This window comes from Acinetobacter sp. FDAARGOS_515, assembly GCF_003938865.1.
Lineage (GTDB): Bacteria > Pseudomonadota > Gammaproteobacteria > Pseudomonadales > Moraxellaceae > Acinetobacter > Acinetobacter ursingii.
Genome location: NZ_RKIX01000001.1, coordinates 22794 through 46150 on the forward strand (window position 1 = coordinate 22794; position 23357 = coordinate 46150).

At 34.7% G+C, this 23357-nt stretch carries 23 protein-coding genes and 1 pseudogene; 6 read left to right on the forward strand and 18 right to left on the reverse strand.

Annotation, left to right across the window (positions count from 1 at the left end; genetic code table 11):
- Positions 1-9 precede the first annotated feature (9 nt).
- Genes EGS47_RS00160 through EGS47_RS00170 form a run of 3 tightly spaced genes read right to left on the reverse strand, consistent with a single transcriptional unit; the run spans position 10 to position 2624 of the window.
- Positions 10-1089, reverse strand: coding sequence for an MSMEG_0568 family radical SAM protein (locus EGS47_RS00160; RefSeq protein ID WP_004638764.1), 1080 nt, complete (start codon positions 1087-1089; stop codon positions 10-12).
- Between the two features lie 31 nt (positions 1090-1120).
- Positions 1121-2113: a Nit6803 family nitrilase gene (locus tag EGS47_RS00165; protein ID WP_125269058.1), complete on the reverse strand. Its 993-nt coding sequence runs from the start codon at positions 2111-2113 to the stop codon at positions 1121-1123.
- Between the two features lie 28 nt (positions 2114-2141).
- On the reverse strand, positions 2142-2624 hold the full coding sequence (locus EGS47_RS00170; protein ID WP_004638761.1) for an MSMEG_0572/Sll0783 family nitrogen starvation response protein: 483 nt from the start codon (positions 2622-2624) through the stop codon (positions 2142-2144).
- 232 nt (positions 2625-2856) lie between these two features.
- Between EGS47_RS00170 and EGS47_RS00175 the strand changes: the two genes are divergently transcribed.
- Both EGS47_RS00175 and EGS47_RS00180 read left to right on the forward strand, forming a co-directional pair.
- The gene (locus tag EGS47_RS00175; RefSeq protein WP_125269059.1) at positions 2857-4767 is read left to right on the forward strand and encodes a sigma 54-interacting transcriptional regulator; all 1911 of its coding nucleotides are present in this window, start codon (positions 2857-2859) and stop codon (positions 4765-4767) included.
- A 132-nt stretch (positions 4768-4899) separates the two neighbouring features.
- A pseudogene (locus tag EGS47_RS00180) lies at positions 4900-5665 on the forward strand (IS5-like element ISAba31 family transposase).
- 24 nt (positions 5666-5689) lie between these two features.
- Here EGS47_RS00180 and EGS47_RS00185 read toward each other — a convergent pair.
- The 4 genes from EGS47_RS00185 to EGS47_RS00200 are packed head-to-tail and all read right to left on the reverse strand — an operon-like array spanning position 5690 to position 8722.
- Entirely contained in the window at positions 5690-6205 is a 516-nt protein-coding gene (locus tag EGS47_RS00185) for a hypothetical protein (protein ID WP_125269061.1), read from the reverse strand.
- A 17-nt stretch (positions 6206-6222) separates the two neighbouring features.
- Entirely contained in the window at positions 6223-7443 is a 1221-nt protein-coding gene (locus EGS47_RS00190; RefSeq protein WP_125269062.1) for a hypothetical protein, read from the reverse strand.
- Positions 7440-7895, reverse strand: a complete 456-nt coding sequence (locus EGS47_RS00195) for a response regulator (RefSeq protein ID WP_125269063.1) — start codon at positions 7893-7895, stop codon at positions 7440-7442. Before EGS47_RS00195 ends, EGS47_RS00190 begins: the two co-directional genes overlap by 4 nt.
- Entirely contained in the window at positions 7892-8722 is an 831-nt protein-coding gene (locus tag EGS47_RS00200; RefSeq protein WP_125269064.1) for a hypothetical protein, read from the reverse strand. Before EGS47_RS00200 ends, EGS47_RS00195 begins: the two co-directional genes overlap by 4 nt.
- Before the next feature lie 171 nt (positions 8723-8893).
- Between EGS47_RS00200 and EGS47_RS00205 the strand changes: the two genes are divergently transcribed.
- Both EGS47_RS00205 and EGS47_RS00210 read left to right on the forward strand, forming a co-directional pair.
- Positions 8894-9286: a helix-turn-helix domain-containing protein gene (locus EGS47_RS00205; RefSeq protein ID WP_171455400.1), complete on the forward strand. Its 393-nt coding sequence runs from the start codon at positions 8894-8896 to the stop codon at positions 9284-9286.
- The gene (locus EGS47_RS00210) at positions 9178-9648 is read left to right on the forward strand and encodes an IS5/IS1182 family transposase (RefSeq protein WP_077165880.1); all 471 of its coding nucleotides are present in this window, start codon (positions 9178-9180) and stop codon (positions 9646-9648) included. Before EGS47_RS00205 ends, EGS47_RS00210 begins: the two co-directional genes overlap by 109 nt.
- Positions 9649-9660: 12 nt before the next feature.
- Here EGS47_RS00210 and EGS47_RS00215 read toward each other — a convergent pair whose 3' ends face one another.
- The 8 genes from EGS47_RS00215 to EGS47_RS00250 form a co-directional block, all read right to left on the reverse strand.
- Complete coding sequence (locus EGS47_RS00215) at positions 9661-12120, reverse strand: hypothetical protein (protein ID WP_125269065.1); 2460 nt, start codon at positions 12118-12120, stop codon at positions 9661-9663.
- Positions 12121-12798: 678 nt separating this feature from the next.
- Positions 12799-13575: a hypothetical protein gene (locus tag EGS47_RS00220; RefSeq protein WP_125269066.1), complete on the reverse strand. Its 777-nt coding sequence runs from the start codon at positions 13573-13575 to the stop codon at positions 12799-12801.
- Between the two features lie 90 nt (positions 13576-13665).
- Complete coding sequence (locus tag EGS47_RS00225; RefSeq protein ID WP_044432026.1) at positions 13666-15336, reverse strand: PcfJ domain-containing protein; 1671 nt, start codon at positions 15334-15336, stop codon at positions 13666-13668.
- The gene (locus tag EGS47_RS00230; protein WP_125269067.1) at positions 15333-16973 is read right to left on the reverse strand and encodes an LPD1 domain-containing protein; all 1641 of its coding nucleotides are present in this window, start codon (positions 16971-16973) and stop codon (positions 15333-15335) included. Before EGS47_RS00230 ends, EGS47_RS00225 begins: the two co-directional genes overlap by 4 nt.
- 18 nt (positions 16974-16991) lie before the next feature.
- Complete coding sequence (locus tag EGS47_RS00235; protein WP_078389377.1) at positions 16992-17375, reverse strand: hypothetical protein; 384 nt, start codon at positions 17373-17375, stop codon at positions 16992-16994.
- A gap of 6 nt (positions 17376-17381) precedes the next feature.
- Positions 17382-18149, reverse strand: coding sequence for a hypothetical protein (locus EGS47_RS00240; protein ID WP_078389378.1), 768 nt, complete (start codon positions 18147-18149; stop codon positions 17382-17384).
- A gap of 1 nt (position 18150) precedes the next feature.
- The gene (locus tag EGS47_RS00245; protein WP_005005746.1) at positions 18151-19473 is read right to left on the reverse strand and encodes a hypothetical protein; all 1323 of its coding nucleotides are present in this window, start codon (positions 19471-19473) and stop codon (positions 18151-18153) included.
- 90 nt (positions 19474-19563) lie between these two features.
- A complete protein-coding gene (locus tag EGS47_RS00250; protein ID WP_228262012.1) occupies positions 19564-20109 on the reverse strand; it encodes a hypothetical protein in 546 nt (181 codons plus the stop codon).
- A 48-nt stretch (positions 20110-20157) separates the two neighbouring features.
- Between EGS47_RS00250 and EGS47_RS00255 the strand changes: the two genes are divergently transcribed.
- The gene (locus EGS47_RS00255) at positions 20158-20511 is read left to right on the forward strand and encodes a hypothetical protein (protein ID WP_005005748.1); all 354 of its coding nucleotides are present in this window, start codon (positions 20158-20160) and stop codon (positions 20509-20511) included.
- Positions 20512-20610: 99 nt separating this feature from the next.
- On the opposite strand, the gene EGS47_RS00260 is transcribed toward EGS47_RS00255, so the two are convergent.
- The gene (locus tag EGS47_RS00260; protein WP_125269068.1) at positions 20611-21357 is read right to left on the reverse strand and encodes a hypothetical protein; all 747 of its coding nucleotides are present in this window, start codon (positions 21355-21357) and stop codon (positions 20611-20613) included.
- 60 nt (positions 21358-21417) lie between these two features.
- Here EGS47_RS00260 and EGS47_RS00265 point away from each other — a divergent pair, with 60 nt between their 5' ends.
- Positions 21418-21780, forward strand: a complete 363-nt coding sequence (locus EGS47_RS00265; RefSeq protein WP_005005750.1) for a hypothetical protein — start codon at positions 21418-21420, stop codon at positions 21778-21780.
- Positions 21781-21955: 175 nt separating this feature from the next.
- On the opposite strand, the gene EGS47_RS00270 is transcribed toward EGS47_RS00265, so the two are convergent.
- Positions 21956-22255: a hypothetical protein gene (locus EGS47_RS00270; RefSeq protein WP_125269069.1), complete on the reverse strand. Its 300-nt coding sequence runs from the start codon at positions 22253-22255 to the stop codon at positions 21956-21958.
- Between the two features lie 187 nt (positions 22256-22442).
- Positions 22443-23342, reverse strand: a complete 900-nt coding sequence (locus tag EGS47_RS00275) for a hypothetical protein (protein WP_125269070.1) — start codon at positions 23340-23342, stop codon at positions 22443-22445.
- Between the last annotated feature and the right edge of the window lie 15 nt (positions 23343-23357).

Consider the following 23357-nt stretch of genomic DNA (forward strand, 5'->3'; position numbering starts at 1 on the left):
ATCAACTCCTTATTCATAAGCTCTGAGTGAAGAACAAGCCCCACATTTTGCACAACCTGCCTGCGTATCCTGTGAATTCAAACCATACTGGCGAAGCTGCGTGCCAATTTGGGGATAAAGCATTTGCATAAATGCTGAATCAGGTTTGGGGTGATGCTCTAAAGCCGTTCCCTGTATCGGCACAAAAGGAACTACAAAGGGATAAACCCCTATTTTTGCTAGACGTTCCGTCATGCTGATAATTTCTTGTTCGGTATCTCCTAAACCAACCAAGATATAAGTACTGACTTGCCCTCGTCCAAAGACTTTCACTGCTGCTTCAAAAGCAGAAAAATAGAACGCAAGTGATACTTCTGCCTTACCCGGCATAATTTGCTTGCGTACCCGATCACTTACGGCTTCTAGATGCATCCCGATGGATACTGCTCCTGCATCTTTTAATTTTCGAAACCAAGAAAAATCATCAGGTGGTTCACACTGCACTTGAATCGGTAAATCAACTTTCGCCTTAATCGCAACAACTGAGTCATATAAAATGGCTGCACCGCGATCAGGCGTATTCGGTGTTCCTGTGGTCAGCACCATCTGAGTCACCCCATCCAGTTCTACGGCTGCCTTCGCCACTTCAGCCAATTGGTCGGGGCGCTTGCGAATAATCGCGCGCCCATCTTTTAAAGACTGATCAATCGAACAAAACTGACATGCCGTTGTTTTATCATTCATGCGAATACAATGTTGCAGCACCGTTGTTGCCAACACATCATGGCTATGCAGCGTGGCAATCTGTTCATACGGAATGCCCTCTGCTGTGCTTAAATCATAAAATCTTGGTCGCGTTGGCGAAGTTAACGTTGCAACAGGTATGCGGTTTTTAAAGACAATCACCTCACCTGTTGCAGCATCTTTTTTACCCGTATAAGGAGAATCCTGTGAGGCAAGGTTTAACACCGGAATCATGAGCGTCTGACCACTCAAGGTCATGGCTTTATGATCGCTTGGACCAGCGCCACCTTTGCGAGAAAGTCCAACCTCACCTTCCCATTTCAACCCGTTACATTGCAAATCACTGAGTAATTCAATCGCAGACATGATCTTCTCCTGTTATTTTTAAACGGGGTTTCTATGCTTGTACTTCGGCAAATTCAGAAACTTTTTCGATGCTGTTATTCGATGGATTCTCTAGCTTTAACTCATGCAAAACTGAGGTAGGACGACGATCAATCAATAAACTAAGTAATTCTGGACGACTATAATGCCCAACAGAATCCATCATCCGTTTACGTTTTTCGATTAAGGCAAAGTCTAAATCGGCAATCACATAGCCTTCGCCTTGTGTGATCGGTTCAGACAAAAATTTACCTTCTGGAGAAACAATGGCCGTAAAACATCCCCCAGAAATTGGACCCAGTTCACAACCAGTGTCTTGCATAATTTGTTGTTGTTGCTCTGGATCAAGCCATGCTGTGGCATTCACCACAAAACAGCCCGACTCTAAAGCGTGGTGCTGAATGGTGGCACTGATCTGATCTGCAAAAATCTGCCCCACGAGTGAACCCGGAAACATCGCCGCATGAATTTGCTCACCATCCGCCATCAAAGCAAACCGAGCCAAAGGGTTATAATGCTCCCAGCATGCCAGTGACCCAATACGCCCGACAGCAGAGTCAATCGCACGCAACCCACTGCCATCGCCTTGTCCCCACACCATACGTTCATGGTAAGTTGGGGTAATCTTACGACGATGCTGAATAATCGAACCATCAGCATCAAACAACAATTGAGCGTTATAAATCGTGCCACCTGTACGCTCATTAATACCAATAGAAACCACAATGTTCGCTTCTTTGCATGCCTGTCCAATTAAAGTTGTTGCTGCCGATGGCACGACAACCGATTCATGCAATAGCTTTAAATGTTCTTTACCCATGGCAAACGGTGGTTGCACAAAAGAAAAATAAGGGTAATAAGGCACAACGGTTTCAGGAAATACGGCAAATTGCACACCTTGCTGCCCCAACTCCAAAATCGTGTCACAGATTTTCTTGACTGTACCCGCTTGGCTATACAACACAGGGCTACATTGAACTGCCGCCGCTTTAATGATTTGGCTCATGACTTATTCCCCTTTTTTTCTTAAATACTTAAACAGTCCACGTATCAATAATTAATGCATTGTCACGACGCATCAAAAGTTTGAGATCCATCACATCGAGAGGATTAATCGGACGAATTCCCTCCATTAAAGCTTTTTCAGTTTGCCCATAAAGTGCTTGTAAGGCGAAACGACAGGCATAGACTTCACCGCCTTCTGCCATAAATGCTTTTAATTGATTATTAACCGCCAAATGTCCCGGGAATGCTTCTGCACCCAACGTTGGAAAACCACGTTGTACCCCCAACTGAACACCCGGACCGTAGAGCAAAATTTTAGTTTCAAAGCCTTTACGTAATAATCGTTTTGCTTGTAAGACATTGACCAAACCAATAGAACCTTCAAAGGCAACGGTATGGAATGTCACCAATGCTTTTTCACCCGGTTGAGCTTTTACATCCTCAAATACCTTTTCTTCATAATCGACAAGAAAATCACCATCTTTGTATTGTTCAATATCTACTTTAGGCATAGCCGTTCCTCATATCTACGGTTTCAATTCAACCAACTGTTTTGGTCTATCCGTGTTATTGCGAGAGCCATGCCAACATGATTAAAATACTGTTTTAAAATCCCTATACTATTGAAAAATATATTTTTATTATTTATTTAAGAGAGCTTTATAAAAATAAGAATGTGTTGAATAACTACGGTTTTTCGTAGTATTATGAAATTTCATAGTCAAGATTACGATTTTTCATAGCATGAATAATATCGACTTTATTTCTGATTGGGCATCTTCTGAAGATTCGATTCGTCCGCTTGCTTTTGAGCATACATCTCAAGCATTAATCGTGATCGACCCACATCAAAATCGCTTTATTGATTTGAATATTAGCGCGTCTCAATTATTACGCTACGAACGACATGAATTGATTGCAAAAACAGTCACTTCTGTTTTTGGACACATCACTCAATTGCCACATCTTATGGCGTTTACAGATGAAGCTCTCAGTAAGGGCTATGCTTGGAACAATGAGCTATATGCTTTTGATAAAGAAGGTGAAAAAATACAATTGGATGTCACTGCCATTCGTCTGCCTTATAAAAATAAAAATTTACTTATTTGGTCATTGGTCGATGTTAAGGATTTAGAATTACGCCAATTGAATAAAAATGCAGACAAGGTCATTCGTGCAGGGCTTAAAGAATGGCAAGCTTTACAAGAATTATTTATTGAATCAGATACAGGCAAGCATCTACTTCTTAGCTCAGTTGGTGATGGAATCTATAGTATTAATAAGCAAGGATTATGTACCTTTATCAATCCTGTCGGCGCAAAAATGTTAGGTTTGGAGTCCGATGCTGTATTGGGTAAAAATATTCATAAAATCCACCATCATACCCATGAAACTGGAGAACATTACCCTGTAGAAGAATGTCCCATCTATGCTGCCGTACAAGATGGAATTGTTCATGAAGGCATCCAAGAAGTTTTCTGGCGACGTGATGGCAGCTATTTTCCAGTTGAATTTACCAGTACGCCGATTATCCGTGACAGTGAAATCATTGGTGCTGTGGTGGTTTTCCGAGATATTACTGACCGTTTAAATACTGAAAAACAACTTACCCATGCTCTTAACGAACTACAAGACTTAAAAAGTCGACTAGAACAACAAAATGAATATTTACAGGAAGAGATATTACAAGAGAATCAATATCATGAAATTGTGGGAAATAGTGCCTCAATTTTACAAATCATTGAAAAAATTAAAGTGGTTGCTTCTACTGATGCCAATGTCATGATCTATGGAGAATCAGGAACTGGAAAAGAGTTAATCGCACGTGCCATCCACCAGTCCAGTCACCGTAAACAGCATCCACTGATTCGTGTGAACTGTGCGGCGATCCCCTCTGAATTATTTGAAAGTGAATTCTTCGGACATGTTAAAGGTGCTTTTACAGGCGCAATTCGTGATCGAGCTGGACGCTTTGAACTTGCTGATCAAGGGACTTTATTTTTAGATGAGATTGGCGAGATTCCACTCGAATTACAAAGTAAATTGCTCCGAGTATTGCAAGAAGGGACTTTCGAAAGAATTGGGGAAGAAAAAACACGACACGTTGATGTCAGGATTATTGCTGCCACTAATCGAAAATTAAAAGAAGAAGTGAAGCTGAAAAACTTCCGTGAAGACTTATATTTCCGTCTGAATGTATTCCCAATCCATTCTCCTGCATTACGTGAACGTAAACAGGACATTCCTTTACTGGTCTCGCACTTTACCAAGCTGATCAGCGAAAATCGTAAAGTGCCTTATTTACCTTTTTCACAAAAGCATATACTCGAACTGCAACACTACGACTGGCCAGGTAATATTCGTGAATTACAAAATGTGTTGGAACGTGCATTAATCACTGCCAAACACGGTGCTGTTTCTTTCCAATATTTACTGGAACAAGAACCATCTCAGACCGTACAGCACAATCACGCCGCAGCAATCGAACAAATCCTGACGATACAACAACTCAAACAGTTAGAAACGACAAATCTTCAACTGGCAATCAAACAATGCGAAGGGAAAATTTTTGGTGATGAGGGTGCAGCTAAACTGTTAGGCATTAATCCTACGACACTAATTTCAAAATTAAAAAAAATGGGAATTGAATATTAAAAACCTCTCTTAAAAGCATGATCGAACTTGATCATGCTTTTCAACCAGAAATTAGGGTGTGTTGACACTTTTAGCTTAAAAAAATAGCGAAGTAGTAAAATCAAATCGCCAAACACAATTTTACTATTCGCTATGCCTCGTACCATGCTGACAGATCAACACTGGCAAAAGTTGAAAGTTATTCTGCGTAATTTATCCATTCACCTCAACTCAAATTTACGCAATTTTATTGAAGCTATTCTCTATAGAATTAGAACAGGCTGTCCGTGGCGAGATATTCCTTCTTGTTTTGGTCATTCCAACTCTATTTTCAAACGTTTTAATCGTTGGTCAAGCAGCGGTAAGTTACTTAGATTATTCAAATTACTAGCCTCATGCCCCGATATGGAGTGGATTTTTATTGATGGCTCTCATGTACGTGCTCATCAACATTCTGCCGGCATAGCGAATCAATCTATTTCTAAAAGTGTAGGAGGAAACTCCTCAAAAATACATTTGATTGTTGATGCACATGGCAATCCTATTGATTTCATGATTACCGATGGAACCACACATGATGTTAAAGTTGCACCTGATTTAATATCAACATTAGATTTAAAAGAGACAAAAGTGGTATGTGCAGATAAAGGCTATGATTCAGAACCACTGCGTGAACAGATCAGGAAAACAGGGACTAAAGCGAATATACCAAAGAAAACAAATAACCAATCGAACAATGACCATATGGACTGGTATTTATATAAAATCAGGCATTTAGTTGAAAATATGTTTTGTAGATTAAAGCAATTTAGAGGAATAGCTACTCGATATGACAAGCTCAAAAGAAATTATCAAAGTTCTGTTGCTTTAGCCTGTATATTTTTATGGCTACCTTTATAGGGTTAATTATGAACAGTAAATGTCAACAGACCCTAATTAATATCTAATTTAAAGTTGATTTGTTGTTGGTCTTTGTCGGAGTCTCAAAAGAAATTTTTTCAAAAACAATTAGGCTAAAAACCAAAACACCGATTAAGCCTATTAGTCCCATGATTAAGAAAGTTGATCTAAATATTAGACCATAAGTTATAATTTTAGTTACAATTTTTTTTTCCATATTGGCTTTTGACAGATTACTTTCTTCATTACAAAAAATTCCAATATCAATGGAAGAGTTTCTTTCTAATTTTTTAAAAACCTCTTCAGACTGTTTAATAAGAAAGGATGTTCTTTGATCTAACTTCCAGAAAACAAATGAGGTAATACTAAGAAAAATTGATAAAAATATTCCTATATAAGCAAAGGTACTTGCAGACTGAAAAGAGACGCCTATCGCAGTCCCTAATCCTGCAATGATAAAAAGAAAATAATTAAACATTGTAATCCTTTGGTTTGAGTGTAGCTCAAAGTATTTCCATGCATGTTCAACTGCTTGTTCAGAATTAATCTTGTTAGTCATAAGTAATTCCCATTTAATCAAAGAATCTGAGAGAGAAATTTTTCAAAAAATTTATCTAAAATTATGGCACTATTATTAGCTGCATAATCTTGTAAATCGTCATTTTTTTCAGAATCAGCATAATCGCTTACACCTTTCAAAGCAAAATATATAGGCTCATAATATGCACTGGTGCAAGCATCATATAAACCATAAATTTCCATCTCAACACCATAAATATTTTTATCTTGCTGATCTTGAATTTTGTCGATTGTTATATCATCTGCTATTACTGAGGCTCCTGAAACTAATGAACCAATTTTGATAGCTGGAGAAATATTAAATTTTTGACAATTAATTTTTAATTCCTCTAAAACATTCATGTCTCTTGAGAGTTGAATAAAACAATTTTTAATTTTATCCTTTATGTTTAAGTGATGGGGCTTAACCTTAAATTCTACTTCATCAGTAACTTTATTTTTTAATAGTTTTCCACTTTGATAGTTCCAACAGGATTCCGCAATAATTACATCACCTAGAGAAACTTCATCTTTATTTCCTGCACAAATTCCTGTCATAACAACAATTTTAGGTTGTAATATTGGAAGTAGTCTAGAACATAAGATAGATGTAGCCACCATTCCAATTCTAAGTGCATAAGTTGCAGCAATTTTATATTCAGTGCCATCAATCGTTAAAATACCAGGATAAATAAAAATATTATCATCTAAAAGTATAGGCTTACCCCAACTCCAATTCAAAGCTAGTATTTTATCAAGTTCAGGTGAATGTAATGCACAAATAATAAGTATATCAAAGGTTGTTTTCGATTCTTTGATAAAGTTATTTCCTTCGATTATATAGTTTACACAAGCTAAAATATTATGAAGCCACTTATCATCTGTATCACTATATTCAAGAACAACCCAAGATTTATTAGAAAATATATCTCTTAACTCAGTAATTAAATCACAATCACTAGTTATTCCTATAATTCTTTTAGGTTTATTACCACACTCATCATGAAGGTATTCTAAAAAATCAATACAATTTTGCTTATCATCATCATCAACATTACTATATGGAATAAGAATATCTAAAAGTACAATATCAAAAATAAGTTTATCTACATTATCAGTTGCATCAAGAATATTTGAAACAATTACAATATCATTCTCAGAGATCGTATTAATTTTCAACAGCTCAGTTTTTAATTTTCTGTAACGTCTGGGTTCATTATCAACAATAAGAATCTTCATTTAATGAACCTTGTAAAGTATTCTTTTAATGATGTTTTCCAAGAATCATTTGTTGAATTATAATGTATTACATCCAATATGTATTCTGGGAATTCAAACTGTAAACTTTGTTTTAATTTATCAATGTCTAATGATAAACCATCATCTTTAAGAAATGATTCATATCCCGTTACTACAATAGTTTTACACACTATTTCTTGAATTAATAAAATACGTAAAACATCTTCACCGCCAAATCCTCTTGGTGTTCCACCATTATCATGATCATTAATATCAAAAGTAGGCAATGACATATCTAAGATCATTAAATCCGGTATTTCAATATCAATTGAATCTAAAGCTGAATTAGCTGAATTAGCAAATGAAATTTCTAAATCTAGTTTTAAACCTTTAAGAAAATTTAAAATATTTTGTCGTTTAGGGTATTCATCCTCTACTAACAAAATTTTCATTTGATATCCTCAATTTTTTCGTTAATAAAATCTGTTCTAATTAAAGGATAGACCAGTCTGACTCTAAAACTTTTATCCGTATTATATCCAAAATCAATACTAAAGTTATCATCATTATCTTCAGCAGCAACTAATTTAATTAAACCAGAATGTCCCTCTTGTCGGCTTCTAATGATACTTTTAGATTTAATTTCTGCATTAATTTGACTTACTGTTTCAGAATTTTTTATTTTAGCACGACTATGACATTCATTAATAAATTCAATTTCTAGTCTATTATTATCACAATCAAATATTGTATTGGATATAACTTTTGGATTATCTAATAAAGAATGCTCCTGAACATTATCTAATAGAATAAAATAAATATCGTTAAAAACGGGTAGATTTGATAGACTTAAGCGAAAATCATCGCCAGTACTATCAATAACTTTTATAGAATTCTCTATTTCAACATTAATGTTATTAAGTGATTTAGAAGCTGTGCTAATGGCTAAATCAATCATTTCTTCTGGTTTAATGTATGTAGAATGTGCTTCTAAGTCATTTCTAGTGAACCAATTTCCAATTTCAATAAGTACGGCTTGTATAGAAGAATTACATCCAGTAATTTTTTGATCCAATTCTAAATACTTATCATTGATAATTGGTAGGTGTTCACCGATTTGCTTTTTAATATTTAATTTTAAATTATCAAATAATGTACTAATTTGATGGCTTAAATCATTATTAATATAACTTTTTGTAATTTTTAGTGAGTGACTTAAACTCCCCCATAGAATATCTATTAGAGATGCTAATATACTATCAATATCATCTTGCTTCATAATAGACTTCCTTCATAAATCAAAAAACGTACAATTTATTTGATCTTAAATTAATCAGCAAAATTATTTAATTCAAGGGATAATCCTTGGATGAAATTCAAAGATATTCAAAAATTATCAGACGTTAAGTTTCGTAGGCTTACCGGTGTTAGTTGGGCTACATTTAACCTCATGCTGGCCGAGATAAATAAGCAGTTACCCCGTCATATTGGTAAAGGACGACCGCATAAATTACCGTTGGAAGATCGTTTGCTCTTATGTATAGAATATTGGAGAGAATATCGAACATTTTTCCATCTTGGTATGAGTTACGGTGTATCTGAAACGAGTGCAATTCGTATCACACGTGTTATTGAAGATACCTTAATCCGTTCTGGAAAATTTAACTTGCCAAAACAACTTCCTAATCGAGATGAAGTGGATTGGGAAGTTGTTGTGATTGATGCAACTGAAATATTAGTTCAACGTCCAAAAAAAAACAGAAGAAATGGTATAGCGGTAAAAAAAAGCGACATACCTTTAAATTTCAGCTATCTATGCACTATACAACAGGTGAAATACTGAGTGTATGTGGAAGTCATGGAAGCATGCATGATTTTAAAATATTTAAAAAAAGCATGAGGAAATTAAAATTTAAGCCCTTTTTTATCGTTGATAAGGGGTATTTAGGGATAAAGAAATTGGGTTTTGGATGCCTCATGCCATCTAAAGCAAAGAAAACTGAAAAACTAGATTCTGAATTAAAAAAGTTAAATAAAGAGATTGGTCGTAGACGAATTCAAGTAGAGCATGTATTTGGAAGGATGAAATGTTTTAAGATTTTATCTTGTGTATATAGAAATCGTCGTAAACGATTAAACCTGCGGTTTAATTTACTTGCTGGCATATACAATTTAGATTGGGTGAAAGATAAACTATTAAATTGATTGAAAAATGATTTATGAAGGAAGTCTAATATATCGAAGTATGGGTATATAGTTTGAAGGCGTATTTAATATAAGCATTCCATCGGGCTTTTCTGGGGATTTTATATGTAAACGATTTTCTTTTAAATCCAGTAAATTTTTGTCGAAAGAAGCTGAAAAGTTTTTAAAAACTTTCTGTAACTTATCCTCGAGTTCGTGATGTTCTAAGCATAAATAATCAATCCATAATTGATTGTCTTGATAGCTTCCATTTTCTGAAACTTTTGTAGTAATAAGTTGACTTTGCTCTAGTTCATTACGTAATCTACCAATAAATGATTGATGTCTAATTCTTTTGCTGAGGTAATAATCTAATCCCCAATTTGAATTGAAAAGAAATGCTTGTTCACATCTTCGAAGAATATTTAAAAGTAACAAGTCAGCATCACTTTCTGGAACAAAATTGCTCAGGTAGTTTTCATTAGAGTAAAGACCTTGAATTAATTCTAAATATTGTACATTATGATCAGGTAATATTTCAGCTAAGTCTTGATATCTGCTAATTTCATCAGAGATCTCATGAACTGCCCATTTTTTAAATGCATCAACATCTACATATATTCTAGATGAACTTAATACCTTTTGCCCTTCATCTAAAGTTTTTAGATAGTTTAGTCTTGAAAGTTCATGTTCATATTTGTCAGAATTAATTTTATCTAAATATCTTAGTTTATTACAAATTTCTATTCTTTCATCAATTACAAGCTTGCTTCCATTCAGTGCTTTTAAACGGCACATATCAAGATTGTTTGGGACACATATTTCAGAAAGAAAATTTACTAATTTAAAATTTGTTGGAAGCTTGGTTAATTCAGATGGCTTATCTACATTATAAAAATTACATACAGACTTTATACCCAAGCGTAAACTTGCCAATAGATTACTATCATCTGAGTGTAATAAACACACATGAATTATATTTTCACGATCTAAGTGGTTTTCAATATTTTTAACATCTTTATATTTTATACTTTTTACAATTTTTTTAAAAATATATGAATCATAATTGTTTAAAAAATCCAAATTTATTGAGTTTAATATATTTAACACACCTATTGTATCATTTTGCAAGAAACATAATTTTAATAAATTATGTTTACAATAATTATGTATAAAAATATTTTCTGATGAGTCTAGCTGTAACAATAGGTTGTAAGATGAACCATAATTTTTTGAGTTTAAAAGCTTAATGGTTTTCAGTAGGATATGAATATCACTATTACTATTCAGTTTTTCTAAATCAATTTTTTTATCTTCTAAACCGATAGTTGGACTGTTTAAACCAAAATTATCATATTCTAAATGACAATCAATTTTCACATCACTCAGTGGTTTAATTATTAATGAAATAGCTTTAACGGTAGGGAGTAAGTCAAAGTTTAATACATGTTTATTATATTGATTTAATATTGTGGCAGACGTTTTATTGAACTTTGTGAAATTTAAAAATCCATTTATTGTTTGTTCAAATAAATTTTCTCCATTATAATATTCATTTTCGTACAAATTATACGCATTATTTATTATTCCCCAAATATCAACGAGATTATTTTCAATAAAAATTCTTTCTTTTGCTACATTTGGATTGTTATTTAGCTCATGCCAAGTGTAATTTCTAGCATTAGCATTAGCATTGATATCATTTTTTATTAATTTAATTATTTTCTTTATTCTATAATCATCAAGGATATTCAATTGCTCAATTTTTTTAGAATATTTTTGTAAAAAAATAATTTGATTATTCATTATAAGATGTTGAATTACATTAATAAATGTATCATATAAATCATAAATAGAGTGGGCTTGTTCAATTAAGAGTAAATCTTTAATGTCATTAAAATCTTGAGGATATTGACCTAATATTTTGTATCTTAAATAATTTGTTAATTCTTTTTGCTCTTTATAATATTTATGTTTTGAGAGTGAATTTTCAAAATCTTCAACAAACTTTAAATAATTTGTTTTTTCTTCATTTCGTGAGCTAATAAAAAATACGATATAAGACAATAATCCTGTTTTATATATTTTTCTAAATGAATTTGTATATTTCTTTTGTTCTGCAAGTCCATTAAAAGTTTGTTCAAAACTAATCTTTAGTTGTATAGACCATAAAGATGCACCATTTTTATTTTCGAAATTCTCTAATTTATCAAATATTATTTTAAAGTCACCACTGTAAGCAAGAGTTTCAACTTCGACTAAAAATTGAAAAAAGCTGTTTAACTTTTCTGCTTCAGCTATCAGTCTCTCCATTACCCATGATAACTCTTTATCCCAACTTACTTCGGGCATGTTTACAAAAAGTCCTGCTGTATCTGCATAAGATTTATTAGTATATTTATTATTATCTCTTATCTGACATTCAACTTGTTGTTTTACCCATGTTATAAATTGCTTAAAATTTTTAGGTTCTAATTCAGCTCTTGCTAGCATAAAAATTTGATTAATGTTTCTTTTTAACTTTTCATTGGATCAGTTTAATGATTTACCATCAAAAACTTTCTGGTTTTTTCGTTCAGCTATCACTCCCCTAACTTTATTTTGTAATTTTTCATACTTATTCATGATTTTATAAGCCATATCTAGATATTTTCATTTTTTATTTTCTTATAAATATCAATGAATTTCAATATGTTTAACTTGTTGTTGTCGCTTAATATTATAATTTTATTTTTTTATAGAATATTGTCTAAGATATCCAAACCCCACAGGTTCATGAATCAGATTTATGAAAATCGCTAACTATAAATATAAATAGTTGAATTATTTAGTTATTATTTATTTTTGTTTATGAATCTAACTTTAGGTAAACATAAGTTAAATTGAGAATTAAAATGAATAGGGTAGTCGCAATTTCCAAAAAATGACAGCTCAAGTGTCGTTTAGATACTAACAATTTGTTTATTATAACAAATCTTAAGCATGTTAGCTGTCGTCATTCTTTGATACGGTCTACGTACTACCGTACAATCATCAGCTATATTCATGGTGTTACTTTGCATAATTTACATTTTCTGCATTCAAACCAATCAATCCAAAATTACGTGCACGTTCGAGACACATAAGCTGTCATTGACGACACATGTAATGTCACTGGTTGCGTTCGTGCGTCTATTTCCGTTGAACTATGCTATACCTTGAATAGCCAGTTACTCGGTTCACTGAAATACTGACCGACACGTTAGATTTCAGTTTTAAATCAAAATAGCGATCAATCGTCACAATTAGATGTTTTACATAATCAAAAACTACATATGTTAAATCCTTTAAATCATTGTTCTGGTGTGCAACTTCAATAAATTCTGAAAACAACGCTACACCTGTTTCGTTGGCCAGATTCGCTAACTGATTATCCAATCCGGCAATTGCCGTTAATTCTGATGCAATCACCACTTTATGCATTGCTGTTTCCGCTTCAATGCCTTTGTACTCAATCCCCTTGTATATATAGACATCGTTTTCTCGTTTGCCTTGGTTCCAAGGGTTATCCGTACCATCCAGTCTAGGCATGCTGTACGGTCGTTTTAGTTTTGCTGGAGGTGTTTGTTTAGCGGTGACTTCATAAAGGTTAAATACGCAATCTGTGTAGCGTTTAAGGCTATGGTATGTCAAAGCTTGCTGTTTGGCGGTCAACTCCCGTGGTGATACATGATTCACCAAGGTTTTGAACATTTCTAATGATTCTGGTGTGAACGATCCATCTTTTTTTGCATTGTCCATCAGGTCTTTTTTAGCCCATTTATGCTTTAGTTTTTCCGCTTCAGCATCAGATATTTTCTCTCCCCGATACACGTATCCACGCGCTGGGTTTGTATACTCAAAATCTGCTCGTTTTACTGCCTTGTAGACCATTGTTTTTGTCATTTGTTTTGCACCAGTTTTTCCCATAAGGGATTATCAGTTTAAAGCCTCATTCTCTATTTAAATATGGATACAAAACTTAATTTTTGCACAATGATTTTAACTATTTGTCTTTAATTAACGAACTTGGTTTTGATTAATTTCTTTTAAAAATGCTCGTGTAGCTTTTTTAAGGCCATCACTCGGTACCTTGTTACGGTATCCGTAACTTTGAAATACCACATACTTTTGATCGACCATCTCTAAACCAAGTGTCGCCTGTTCGTCTAGATCGTTGTCTTGTTGAACATGGAATACGATCACTGAACCCTCTTCTGCTGAGTGTTTGAAGTTGTGATATACACAATGGCTCATTTTACTTCCCTCGATGTAGAGGTCATAAAAATTCAGGATCTCAGTAAAACGGTACCCGTTGTGCTCAACTGGTTCGGGTAAGACTCTTGCTGGCCAGTTGCGATCGATTAATTTTTGTTTTTTGTTTTCTATCTGCAGTCTATTTTTTTCATCTATCCAGTGTTGAATGCGGATCTTCATGCCTTGGATGCTTGACCGCTTATCAAACTGGTGAGCTCTAACCTGTTGCATGTAATCAAAGATTATATCTATATCTGAAGAAAGCTGGTTTGACTCTGACTGCTTCCCGATATAGGCGTTTCGTGCCTTTGTGTCTTTGTTGATATACATATGCTTATAGAAAGCATGGTAAATGGTCTTAATGTTATGTTTGCACAACTGCCAGTTATTGCCACGCAACACATGGCGAAGAGTCCTGTTTAGCAAGCGATTTATAAAACGACTATTCGGTTTTTTTACACCGAGCTCCAGATGTAGTCCACTCAAATAAAGTAGGATCTCAACGCTTTGATGTTCTCTGAAACGGTTTACATGTTCATCATAGGTGCCATTTGCCTTACCATACATCATGGCATTTTCTCTGCCGTACTCAAGATCAGTTCTGATTATTCCAAAAAAATGAGCCGTGATTGAGGTACCAATGTTTTTAAACCGGTTAAATGATTTTCTCGGTATTTTGAACAGATAATTCATACAACCATCAATATTCAAAAATACGCCGTCATTTAAAAGTTCGGCTGTGATTCTTTTCTCGCGGTCCAGCGGATCTAGGTAGACATATAGCGCGGTAAAATCTGGATTGTTTATGATGTACCTTTCAGCTGCAGCACAATCTAGACTTCTCTTTGCCAAGAAATCTACGATTTTGAGTGTTTGCAGATGCCGTGCTGTATAGTAGCCAACCTTAAAACCTGTCTTTACAATATGTGTGAAGTCGATCCCACTGGTTCTTTTAAACCATTCAACTATGACGTAATTTGAGTATGAGTGGTTTTTGTATAAGCCTCTTATGTAAGACATATACAGTATTTCCACAAGCGTAAGCTCTTTGCTCGTGAAGTTAAAACCTTTCTCGATTCTCTTTACATGAAGAAAGTCGGTGGCTACCTTGACAAAGATTTCTCCAAATGAGGTGTAATGACCGTAGCTGAAATAATTAATTCGGTAGATTGGGTTGTGGCGACCGCTTGAGGGCTTAACACGTACCCATTCTTTTTCGCTTCGGTCGTAACACCAAAACTCGTACCCTAAACAACAACGTTTATTCACGACATAGCGGTAGGTGTTGCAGATCGTAAGCATATTCTCAGTGGCGTTAACTTCCCAAGGTTTAAACGCAATAAGCTCTGTTATTGCTTCCCTGTAAAGTCGTGTTGCTTTGGGATTATTGAATAAGATCCGTTCTTTTTTTGAGGTCTTGGTGATTGCATTCATTTCGTCCACGACCACACTAATGCTTTTAGCCAATCATCCATCAAATCAACTAAAATTGCCCGTTCTCTGCCTGTTGGATATGCGCTTAACTTCATATTCCAACTATTTGCCGACTCTTCTGTGCCGTGCACCAAAAACCCATTTTGTTGATCATTTTCAGCCAGCTTATCCGTCACCCAACATTCAAACAGTCTGGCAAAGATTTCTGTTGGCTGTGACCAATACATTGACCGTGATTGATCTAGGTGCATGGCGTTATTCATAAAGCCCGTACCGCCTTGTCTTTCTTCGTAATCAAGGTATTTGGTTGACTTAAAAGTAAGATAATTAACCAGCTTGATAAACTTATCTGCAGTCTGGCCATCTTTAAGATGTTTGTATGCTGACTCTTGATGATTCTGTACTGAGTAACGCCCTTTACTGGTGTAAAGAAAGTATTCGCTAAAAAAGTTATTATTGAGTCCGTTTCGTTTTGCCAAAACACAATCAAATCCGTGCGCGAACTCATGGGCTAGTGCTCCAACACCTTGCGTCTTGGTCAAATGAATAAGCATATTACCTGGTTCAAAGTGAGCAGCTGCGCTATCAACGCCTGTGCCACGCGAACCGAATGCTATTCCTAGCTTACCGCCTAAAGATGCGAACGTAACGGGTAGACCTAGAAGTTCGACAAGATCCATTAGTGAGTCATACGTGCAATTCAGAAACCATGCACGTTCCTTTTGATTTACCCAATTACCGAACTCGACTCCAGAAAATTTGAAATAGTCCATAAGCAACTGGCTATCGATGTTTTCACCCTTTCGATGGTCCTTACCCTCGCGTACTTCAACTCTGTCGTAGCGCGGTCTTTTTGGGGGTTTTGCGCGTCCTTTTTTGGGTTCTATGACTCGTTCATCTAAAATTGGCTGAAAAAATGTTTTTACTTTTTCTAGTGCTGCATTGAATGTGTCGTATTCTGTCCAATCATCTAGTGTTTGAAAGCGCTTTGCTGAAATGGATTTAACGGCATACCACTTATATTGACCAGTCTCAGTGTTTAATAACTTTTTGGCACCATAATTATCTGCATCAAGTACACGATCGTCTGGCCATCCTAAAGGGATTAGATTATTTAAGCGTAACTGTGTGTCTGAACTAAATGATAGTGGGTGTTTAACTCTGCGATTGGTATGTCGTCCAGCTGAGTAGCGTTCTAAAATATCTTTTTCACTTCGTCCAGCACCAAACTTAACGCTCATGTACGCATTAAAGTCGTCTGTCAGTTGTTCTAAACGTTCATAGTGTGAGCTTTCATATTTGTTTTTTAAGAAGTGTAGTGTAGCAATGTAGGCATCATCCCATTGCTTTTGATCTATGCTAAACCAACCACCCCCTAAAGGCTTGTTGGTTAAGTTTGCATAGACCAAAGAAAATAATAGTGCATGTTTTACAGGTTTGTGGCCAGATTGGGCATCAGCTCTAAAATCAGGCTTTTGCCAATATTCCTTTTTAGTCACTAGGCTGTCAGACTTAATTCCATTCATGTTGCCTGAAAAGTCTGGTGATGGGTTGTCTTTACGTGCACCAGCAAACTTTTTACCTACATCCGTAATAGGACCATCTTTTTTTTCATTACTATTTATTTCTTCAGTCATAGCTAAACCACTTAATTGTTAGTTGCGTATATCGTCCAAGATCTCTGACAGATCAAACAGATTAATATCTTTGAGTTTCGCTTCAGCATTGATGCGCTCAAGTAATTTCATAAAACCAACAAAAATAATGTGTGGTATTGGTCTATTGTTGATATGCACGGGTGTTGACCAAGTGCGTACACGCGTTTCGCATATTTCAAGCCCTTGTTCTTCAAAAAGCTTGATCAATGTCGGGATGTCTTTGTCTAGTTGAGTAAGGGCTAATAGCGACCGAAATACATCATTTAAGCTAATAGAGTGGTGATGACGGTTCGGATTGTGCTGTTTTCTATTGTCGCCCTGTTGTTGATTAAAGTAATGATGGTTTTCGCGGTTTTGAGATGGTCTGTTTAAATATTTCATTTGTTATTAAGCTCCAAAAAGATAGCTGTAAATCAGGTACAAAATAAAAGTTATTGTTAATCCCGACACCAATAGAGAATTGATCGGGTAATTTTCTAAGTTAAAAGGTTTTCTGTGATAGCTCACTCCCCAATCTGAAACAGATCCTCGCTCTACGGCACTGTAAAAGTTAGTTTGTGAGGCGTTTAAACGGTTGTTGTCTACTGATATGAATTCCAGTTTGCACAGCAATTCGTCACTCAGGTAGTTAAAGAAAGTCGTTGGTGCACCATTTGATAGGATGTGTATATAACCGACCTGTTTTTGGGTATAACCCATTCGCTCATACGCTTTTTGAAATTCGTGCGTTAAAGTCGCACTAAACTTATCCCCCTTATTTTTGCCAATCAGTTCAATTGGTGGCTCAGCTCCAGCCTGAATAAGCTTGGTGAATTTAGGACTACCACAACCCCAATTTTGAGAGATCCAAACACCGCGTTTTGTGTCGTGAATCAAACCATCAACAATGACCACGGCTGCATCACCGATGTCGCCGTTTTCTTTTTCTGTAAATTCGGTGTTATCAACGTCTTTTCTGAATTCTTCAGGCATTGGCCTTAAAACTTCTAAAAGATTGGTACTGTCACTTTGTACATGACCAGTAGCCAAAATCATCGACTCAATTTTTTTTAGGGCATGTTCAGGTACTATCAATACTGAATGTACACGCTGGTCATACGCATCAGATTGAATGTCTTGAGCTTCGGTATTCTTTTCAATAGTGCTTAATTCCATATTATTTCTCTGCCTGGGCTTTCTGGTATTCAACTGCAGTCTTCATTGAATATTCGGTATCATCTTCGTGCTCTGTACCAACCATGCTTTGCTGACCTTGGTATATACCTTTAACAGCATTGACGAATGCGTTATGCGCCGTAGCGTTGTAATACGTTAAGTTTCCAGCACTGGTCGAATCATTGAATGTCAAAGTATTAGGAACATGCCAAACTGCTGAATAAGCCTTGCCATCGATAACAACAATAGGTTCAAACTCGACCGCTTCACGGTGCTTGGTTTCATTCCATGGTGTATAGAAAACAGTATTGTTTTTGAGGTTGTAGACCTTGAATACGATCTGGCCAAGATTCCGTATTTTGGCCTCTTTGTTGTATGCCTCTAAAACCTTGTCTTTTTGGAAGTCTGTAATTTCAAGCTCAGGGTTCTTCGTAATCACCAGTGTTTCATCAGTCGTTTTAATCTCAGATGGAACGTAGATTTTTGAACCTTTAGGGAAACGTCCTGATTTCTCCAATGCGGATCTAAACTTGTTATTTGCATCCAAGAAGTTGCCAAACTCACTACTGAAGTAGCTGTAAAAATTTGATGCACTGGTGAACATGCCAAACTGATTCACCCGAACAATTTGCTCAGATACAGTGGATGCTAAACTTGCATATGGTTTGCCCGACACATCAATTTCGCGCCATTTGTAGTTACGTACACCTACTTCTTTGTCGCATGCATCATTAAACATAGATGTAGAAACAATATCGCCGTCCAAGCGCTTCACATAAGCAACCGGGTAACTGCGGATAGGTGCCATACGAACAGCTTTGTTTGAATTGGTGTAAAAGCCAGATGACGAAATGATATTTTGTTCAGATGATTTAATTTGATAACTTCGTAATGTATTTAACTGTCGATCAAAGCTATCAATTTCAGATTCATATAAAACATCACCCTCAACAGATGTCGCGATTGAATAAGGGGCATACATCACATCGCCCTGAACTTTATCCATGATCTGCTCAGCTTCAATACGATATAACGGCTGTGAGAACATGCCATTTGATGCCAAAGCTGGTAGATCTCCCCCTACACCAAAATTACACGCTACTTTGTGGCTGGTGGTAGAAAGGCTTGATTGAGGTAATTTGTAGTTAGATGGATTGTAAGTGGTAACACGTTCATCATATTTGCGAACTTGTTCCTCAACTTTCTTTTCAATGGGATCTATTTGTTCTTCTTGAGATGCAGTATCAGTATTTGAAGGCTTTAACTTATCACAACCAAATAGCAAAACTGACAATATCGCTATGGTAAGGGTTTTCTTATTCACTAATTAATGACCTAACTTAAAACTACTAATACCCCACATTATAATTAAAAATAAGTATTAATGAAGTGGTATTTAATAGTTTAAGGACTTTTAAGCGAAAAACCCAATATCATTAATTAGTTTTAACGAACATTCTTTTAATGCAACTTCATAACCGCCGTTATTATTAAATGTAAAAGCAAATGGTAGCATTTTATCAATCGCAAATATCTTCTCTAATAAGTCGTTGTTTTCTGCAGATGGCTTATCTTTTAAGGCATATTGCATGGAAAACTTAGCATTTATACCCGTGCTTTTATATAAAGCATTTATTTGTTCTTTAAGGCTTTTTTCCACTTCTTGCACAGTATTGAAAATAAAATTCTGATTAACAGTGAATTTATCAGTTTTCAAAGATCCAAAGGTCCACGCCAGACTCTCCGAAACCACATACCCTAGAACAGTCTGCAATTCTTCATCTTCAAATTTGTGATAATGAACGTATGATTTAGTTTTACCGTTAAAATATAAAATAGAAATGGAGAACAACACCTCTTTTTGAGCATATTTAAAAGGTACTTTAACAAGACTATAAAAGTTTAAGAGCTCAACGTTGGAGGCTTTAGACATATTTTTTAAAAAAATTTTTAAAGACATTAAAGTGATTATACTAAAAATATAAAAGAAATGTTAAAGGGTTTTAAAATGGATACAGTTGTTCTAAAAAATAGTTTAATTGCTAGTTTAGTTTTTGTATGTGTGTTCCTGGTGTTCCAAAACATCGACCATAGAGTTTCTGAACGTATACAGCTTGAGTCAACCAGTGCAGCATTCGAGTCGCTTGATAAAGACTTTTCTGCGATCAAAAGAAATGTGGATACTGAATTCAATAAGCTCCCGAAGTACGTGAAGCCAAGCAAAGAGCAATCGATCAATGATGCATTGGAATTCATTAAATTCTCGAAACAGACCTTTACTGACACAATGGCCCAAAATGAAGAACTTTTAGCAGAAGTTAAGGGTTTTGAGAAAAAGGCAAATGATGTTTTAGAAAAATAATAGTTATTTTAAAAAGAAAAATGGGAAGCTATAAGCCTCCCATTCTTTTAATGTCGTAAGAAACATTTAAATTTTGTTCTTAAAAGTATTATAGTAAAACTAATAATTTATGCAAATACTTTTAACAGAAATATCTAAAAGGTCTTTAACACTCAACGAATCCGAATAACTTAGACAGTGTGAATAAATTGTTAAAGTAGTCGAGTGTATATGTAAAACATTGGTATACCCATTAGAGATATGCGAATTATTATATATGTAAAACCTAACATACTTTTTAGTCGTATCTTGCGTAAAACTTACCAGATAATCTTTTGTGTTTTCATTTATGTTATCTTCGTATTGCTCTGTTATGCTCAGGATCTCTTTGCTGTTCAGCCAATAACTGCCTGTTTTATCTTGTTTAATCTGTTCCAAAATCAAATTATTTAATGACTGGTACTCTTTCGTTATTGCTTTGGCATATCGTTTTGATGACTGATGTTCTTTCCAGTCAATTTTTGCTTTCTTAAACAGTTTGAAAGCTGTAACCGCGCACAATATAGCTGAGATGGTACATAATATTATTCTACTACTATCACCTATAATGCCAATCATTCCTAAATGCACATCTTTTGAGAATAAACCGTTCAAAGATAGGTATACGCCAAAGATACAAAAACTTAACGCAAAAACCACAACTAAAATTAAAGTTGCTCTAATTAAAAGCTCATTAAAAGTAATTTTTCTTAAACTTTTGGTATAAAGCTTAATCTTATCTTTTTCAGATTTTAACATTTTAGCCAAGAACTTATGTTCTCTTTTTCCTCTGATAAAAGGTGGTGTTACAGCATCTTTAAAAGTCATGTATAATCTAAAGTATTTTAACGTTCCATTAAATATACACTACACCTGGGCCTATTTAAAATGAAACATTATAGAATTATCGCTATTTTAATACCTTTAATATTTTCAGGTTGTGCAGCAAGCCACTCAGACAAAGAGCTTGTTGACTCTTATTACAATGACCAACAAAAAACAATAGAAAGCGATGTAGATCAACTCGTTAATTCCTACTCCGCTAAAGTCGTTACTCAGTACTACCCTGAACCATACTTCAATCCAACCAAGCCAATACCGCATTATTACGCTTTAAAGCTTGATGAAATGGGTATCCCTTACCCAAAAGAGCTTGTATACGACAATGCCGACTATAATTTTTATAAAGAGCAGGCTAAGTTTAATGCAAACAATAATGACGTAATTGATACAGATCACCACGATCACTAAAACTTTTTTATCGTAGGTGTTTTGTTGAGGGGCGTTTCTTGCCGAAACCTTTCTTAACCCCTTAGTGTATGAGGGTAAAAGATTCATACTATATTTTAGAAAATACACTTGATGGAGATAAAGACCAAAAAATCAAAGTGTTGAGAGTAAGCCAGTATGATACTTTTTATTACCCTCATACATTATCTTCTGAACTATCTTCACTCCTTTTTTGATTGGCTTCTTTGATAACATTTTCAATAAAACAGATAACTAAATTTAAAGCGATTAAAAATAATACGATATAGCCAATATTTTTTAGAGTTAGTACAAAGTTATTGAATACATAAGTTGATGCTTTTCCTATTCCTATATAAACCACATAACATGCAAATATAACCAATGCTATTGCACTAATTGAAATTATTGCAAGTCCAGTATTTTTTAAAAATGAGCGCAATAAGTATTTATCGAATTTAGAATTATTCATAGCCATATACTATCCTTCATAAAAATTTCATTTTCTAACATTGAACGAAGCGCAACTATTGCTGCACCACCGCCAACAATAATTATGATAAAGCCGAATAAAAAATTGAGATTCATGTTTGCAGCTATGTTTAATTATTTAGATTTAAGCAACTTAATTAGTAGCATTACAATAGTTATTGTACGAGAGTACTTTACTCTCGTACACTTAGAAGATAAGCATCTGGATTCGTTTTTAATTCTTTATCTAACATTATTAGCTTATTCAACATATCTTGGTTTGTCGTCTTGGGAATGATCCAACCGCCAAAACTAATATTGTTTAATTTGATGTTAGGTAGTGGATCTTGTCTATTTTGTTCCAGTAACCAAAGATAGTTTTCACTACAAACAAATAAGACTTTTAATTCCTGATCAATGCGCCGTAAATCACAATATCTGAATAGGTTTACGTTACCTGGTGCTTCAGCATTGATAATTGGTTTTTTTCTTGTTTTTTCACCATGTAACTTAAAGTATTTAACACAACTTTCAATGTCACTTTTTAAATTGATTGGTGCAGTTTCTATTGGTGCCTCTGATAATTGTTCTTCAGCATATTCAAAATAGATCCAACATACATCTTGGTCTTTTAGCTTTTCAAAAAGCCAATCTGGAACGTCATGCAATTTTTGTTTTAGTACAAATGGTTTTCCTACATTCGTAATCTTGACGCTTCTTTTCTTGTACGTGTCCAGCTCCCCTATCTTCTTCACGCCACTTTTATATAAATAACGGTTTTTGAGAACTACTTTACTCTTTTTTATCTCTTTTTCAGGTTTAGGATCAGTACTGGATTTTTCAAGCTCAACATTCAAACAAAAGTAATCTATTCCTTTGGTAAACAATTGAAACTTCCCCTCCTTTTCAATTAAGGCAAAATTCCCTCTGATTTCAGCACCTACTATATCTTTAGATATTAGAAATCGATCATCAACGGTTTGTTCATTTAAGAGCAGTAAAGCCGATTTAAAATCTACCTTGTGTTCTGGTATTACAACATAACCGTGGTCAAACAACTTTTTGCTCACTCGGATAACTGTGTAAATATCCATAACCAGCTCCTTATA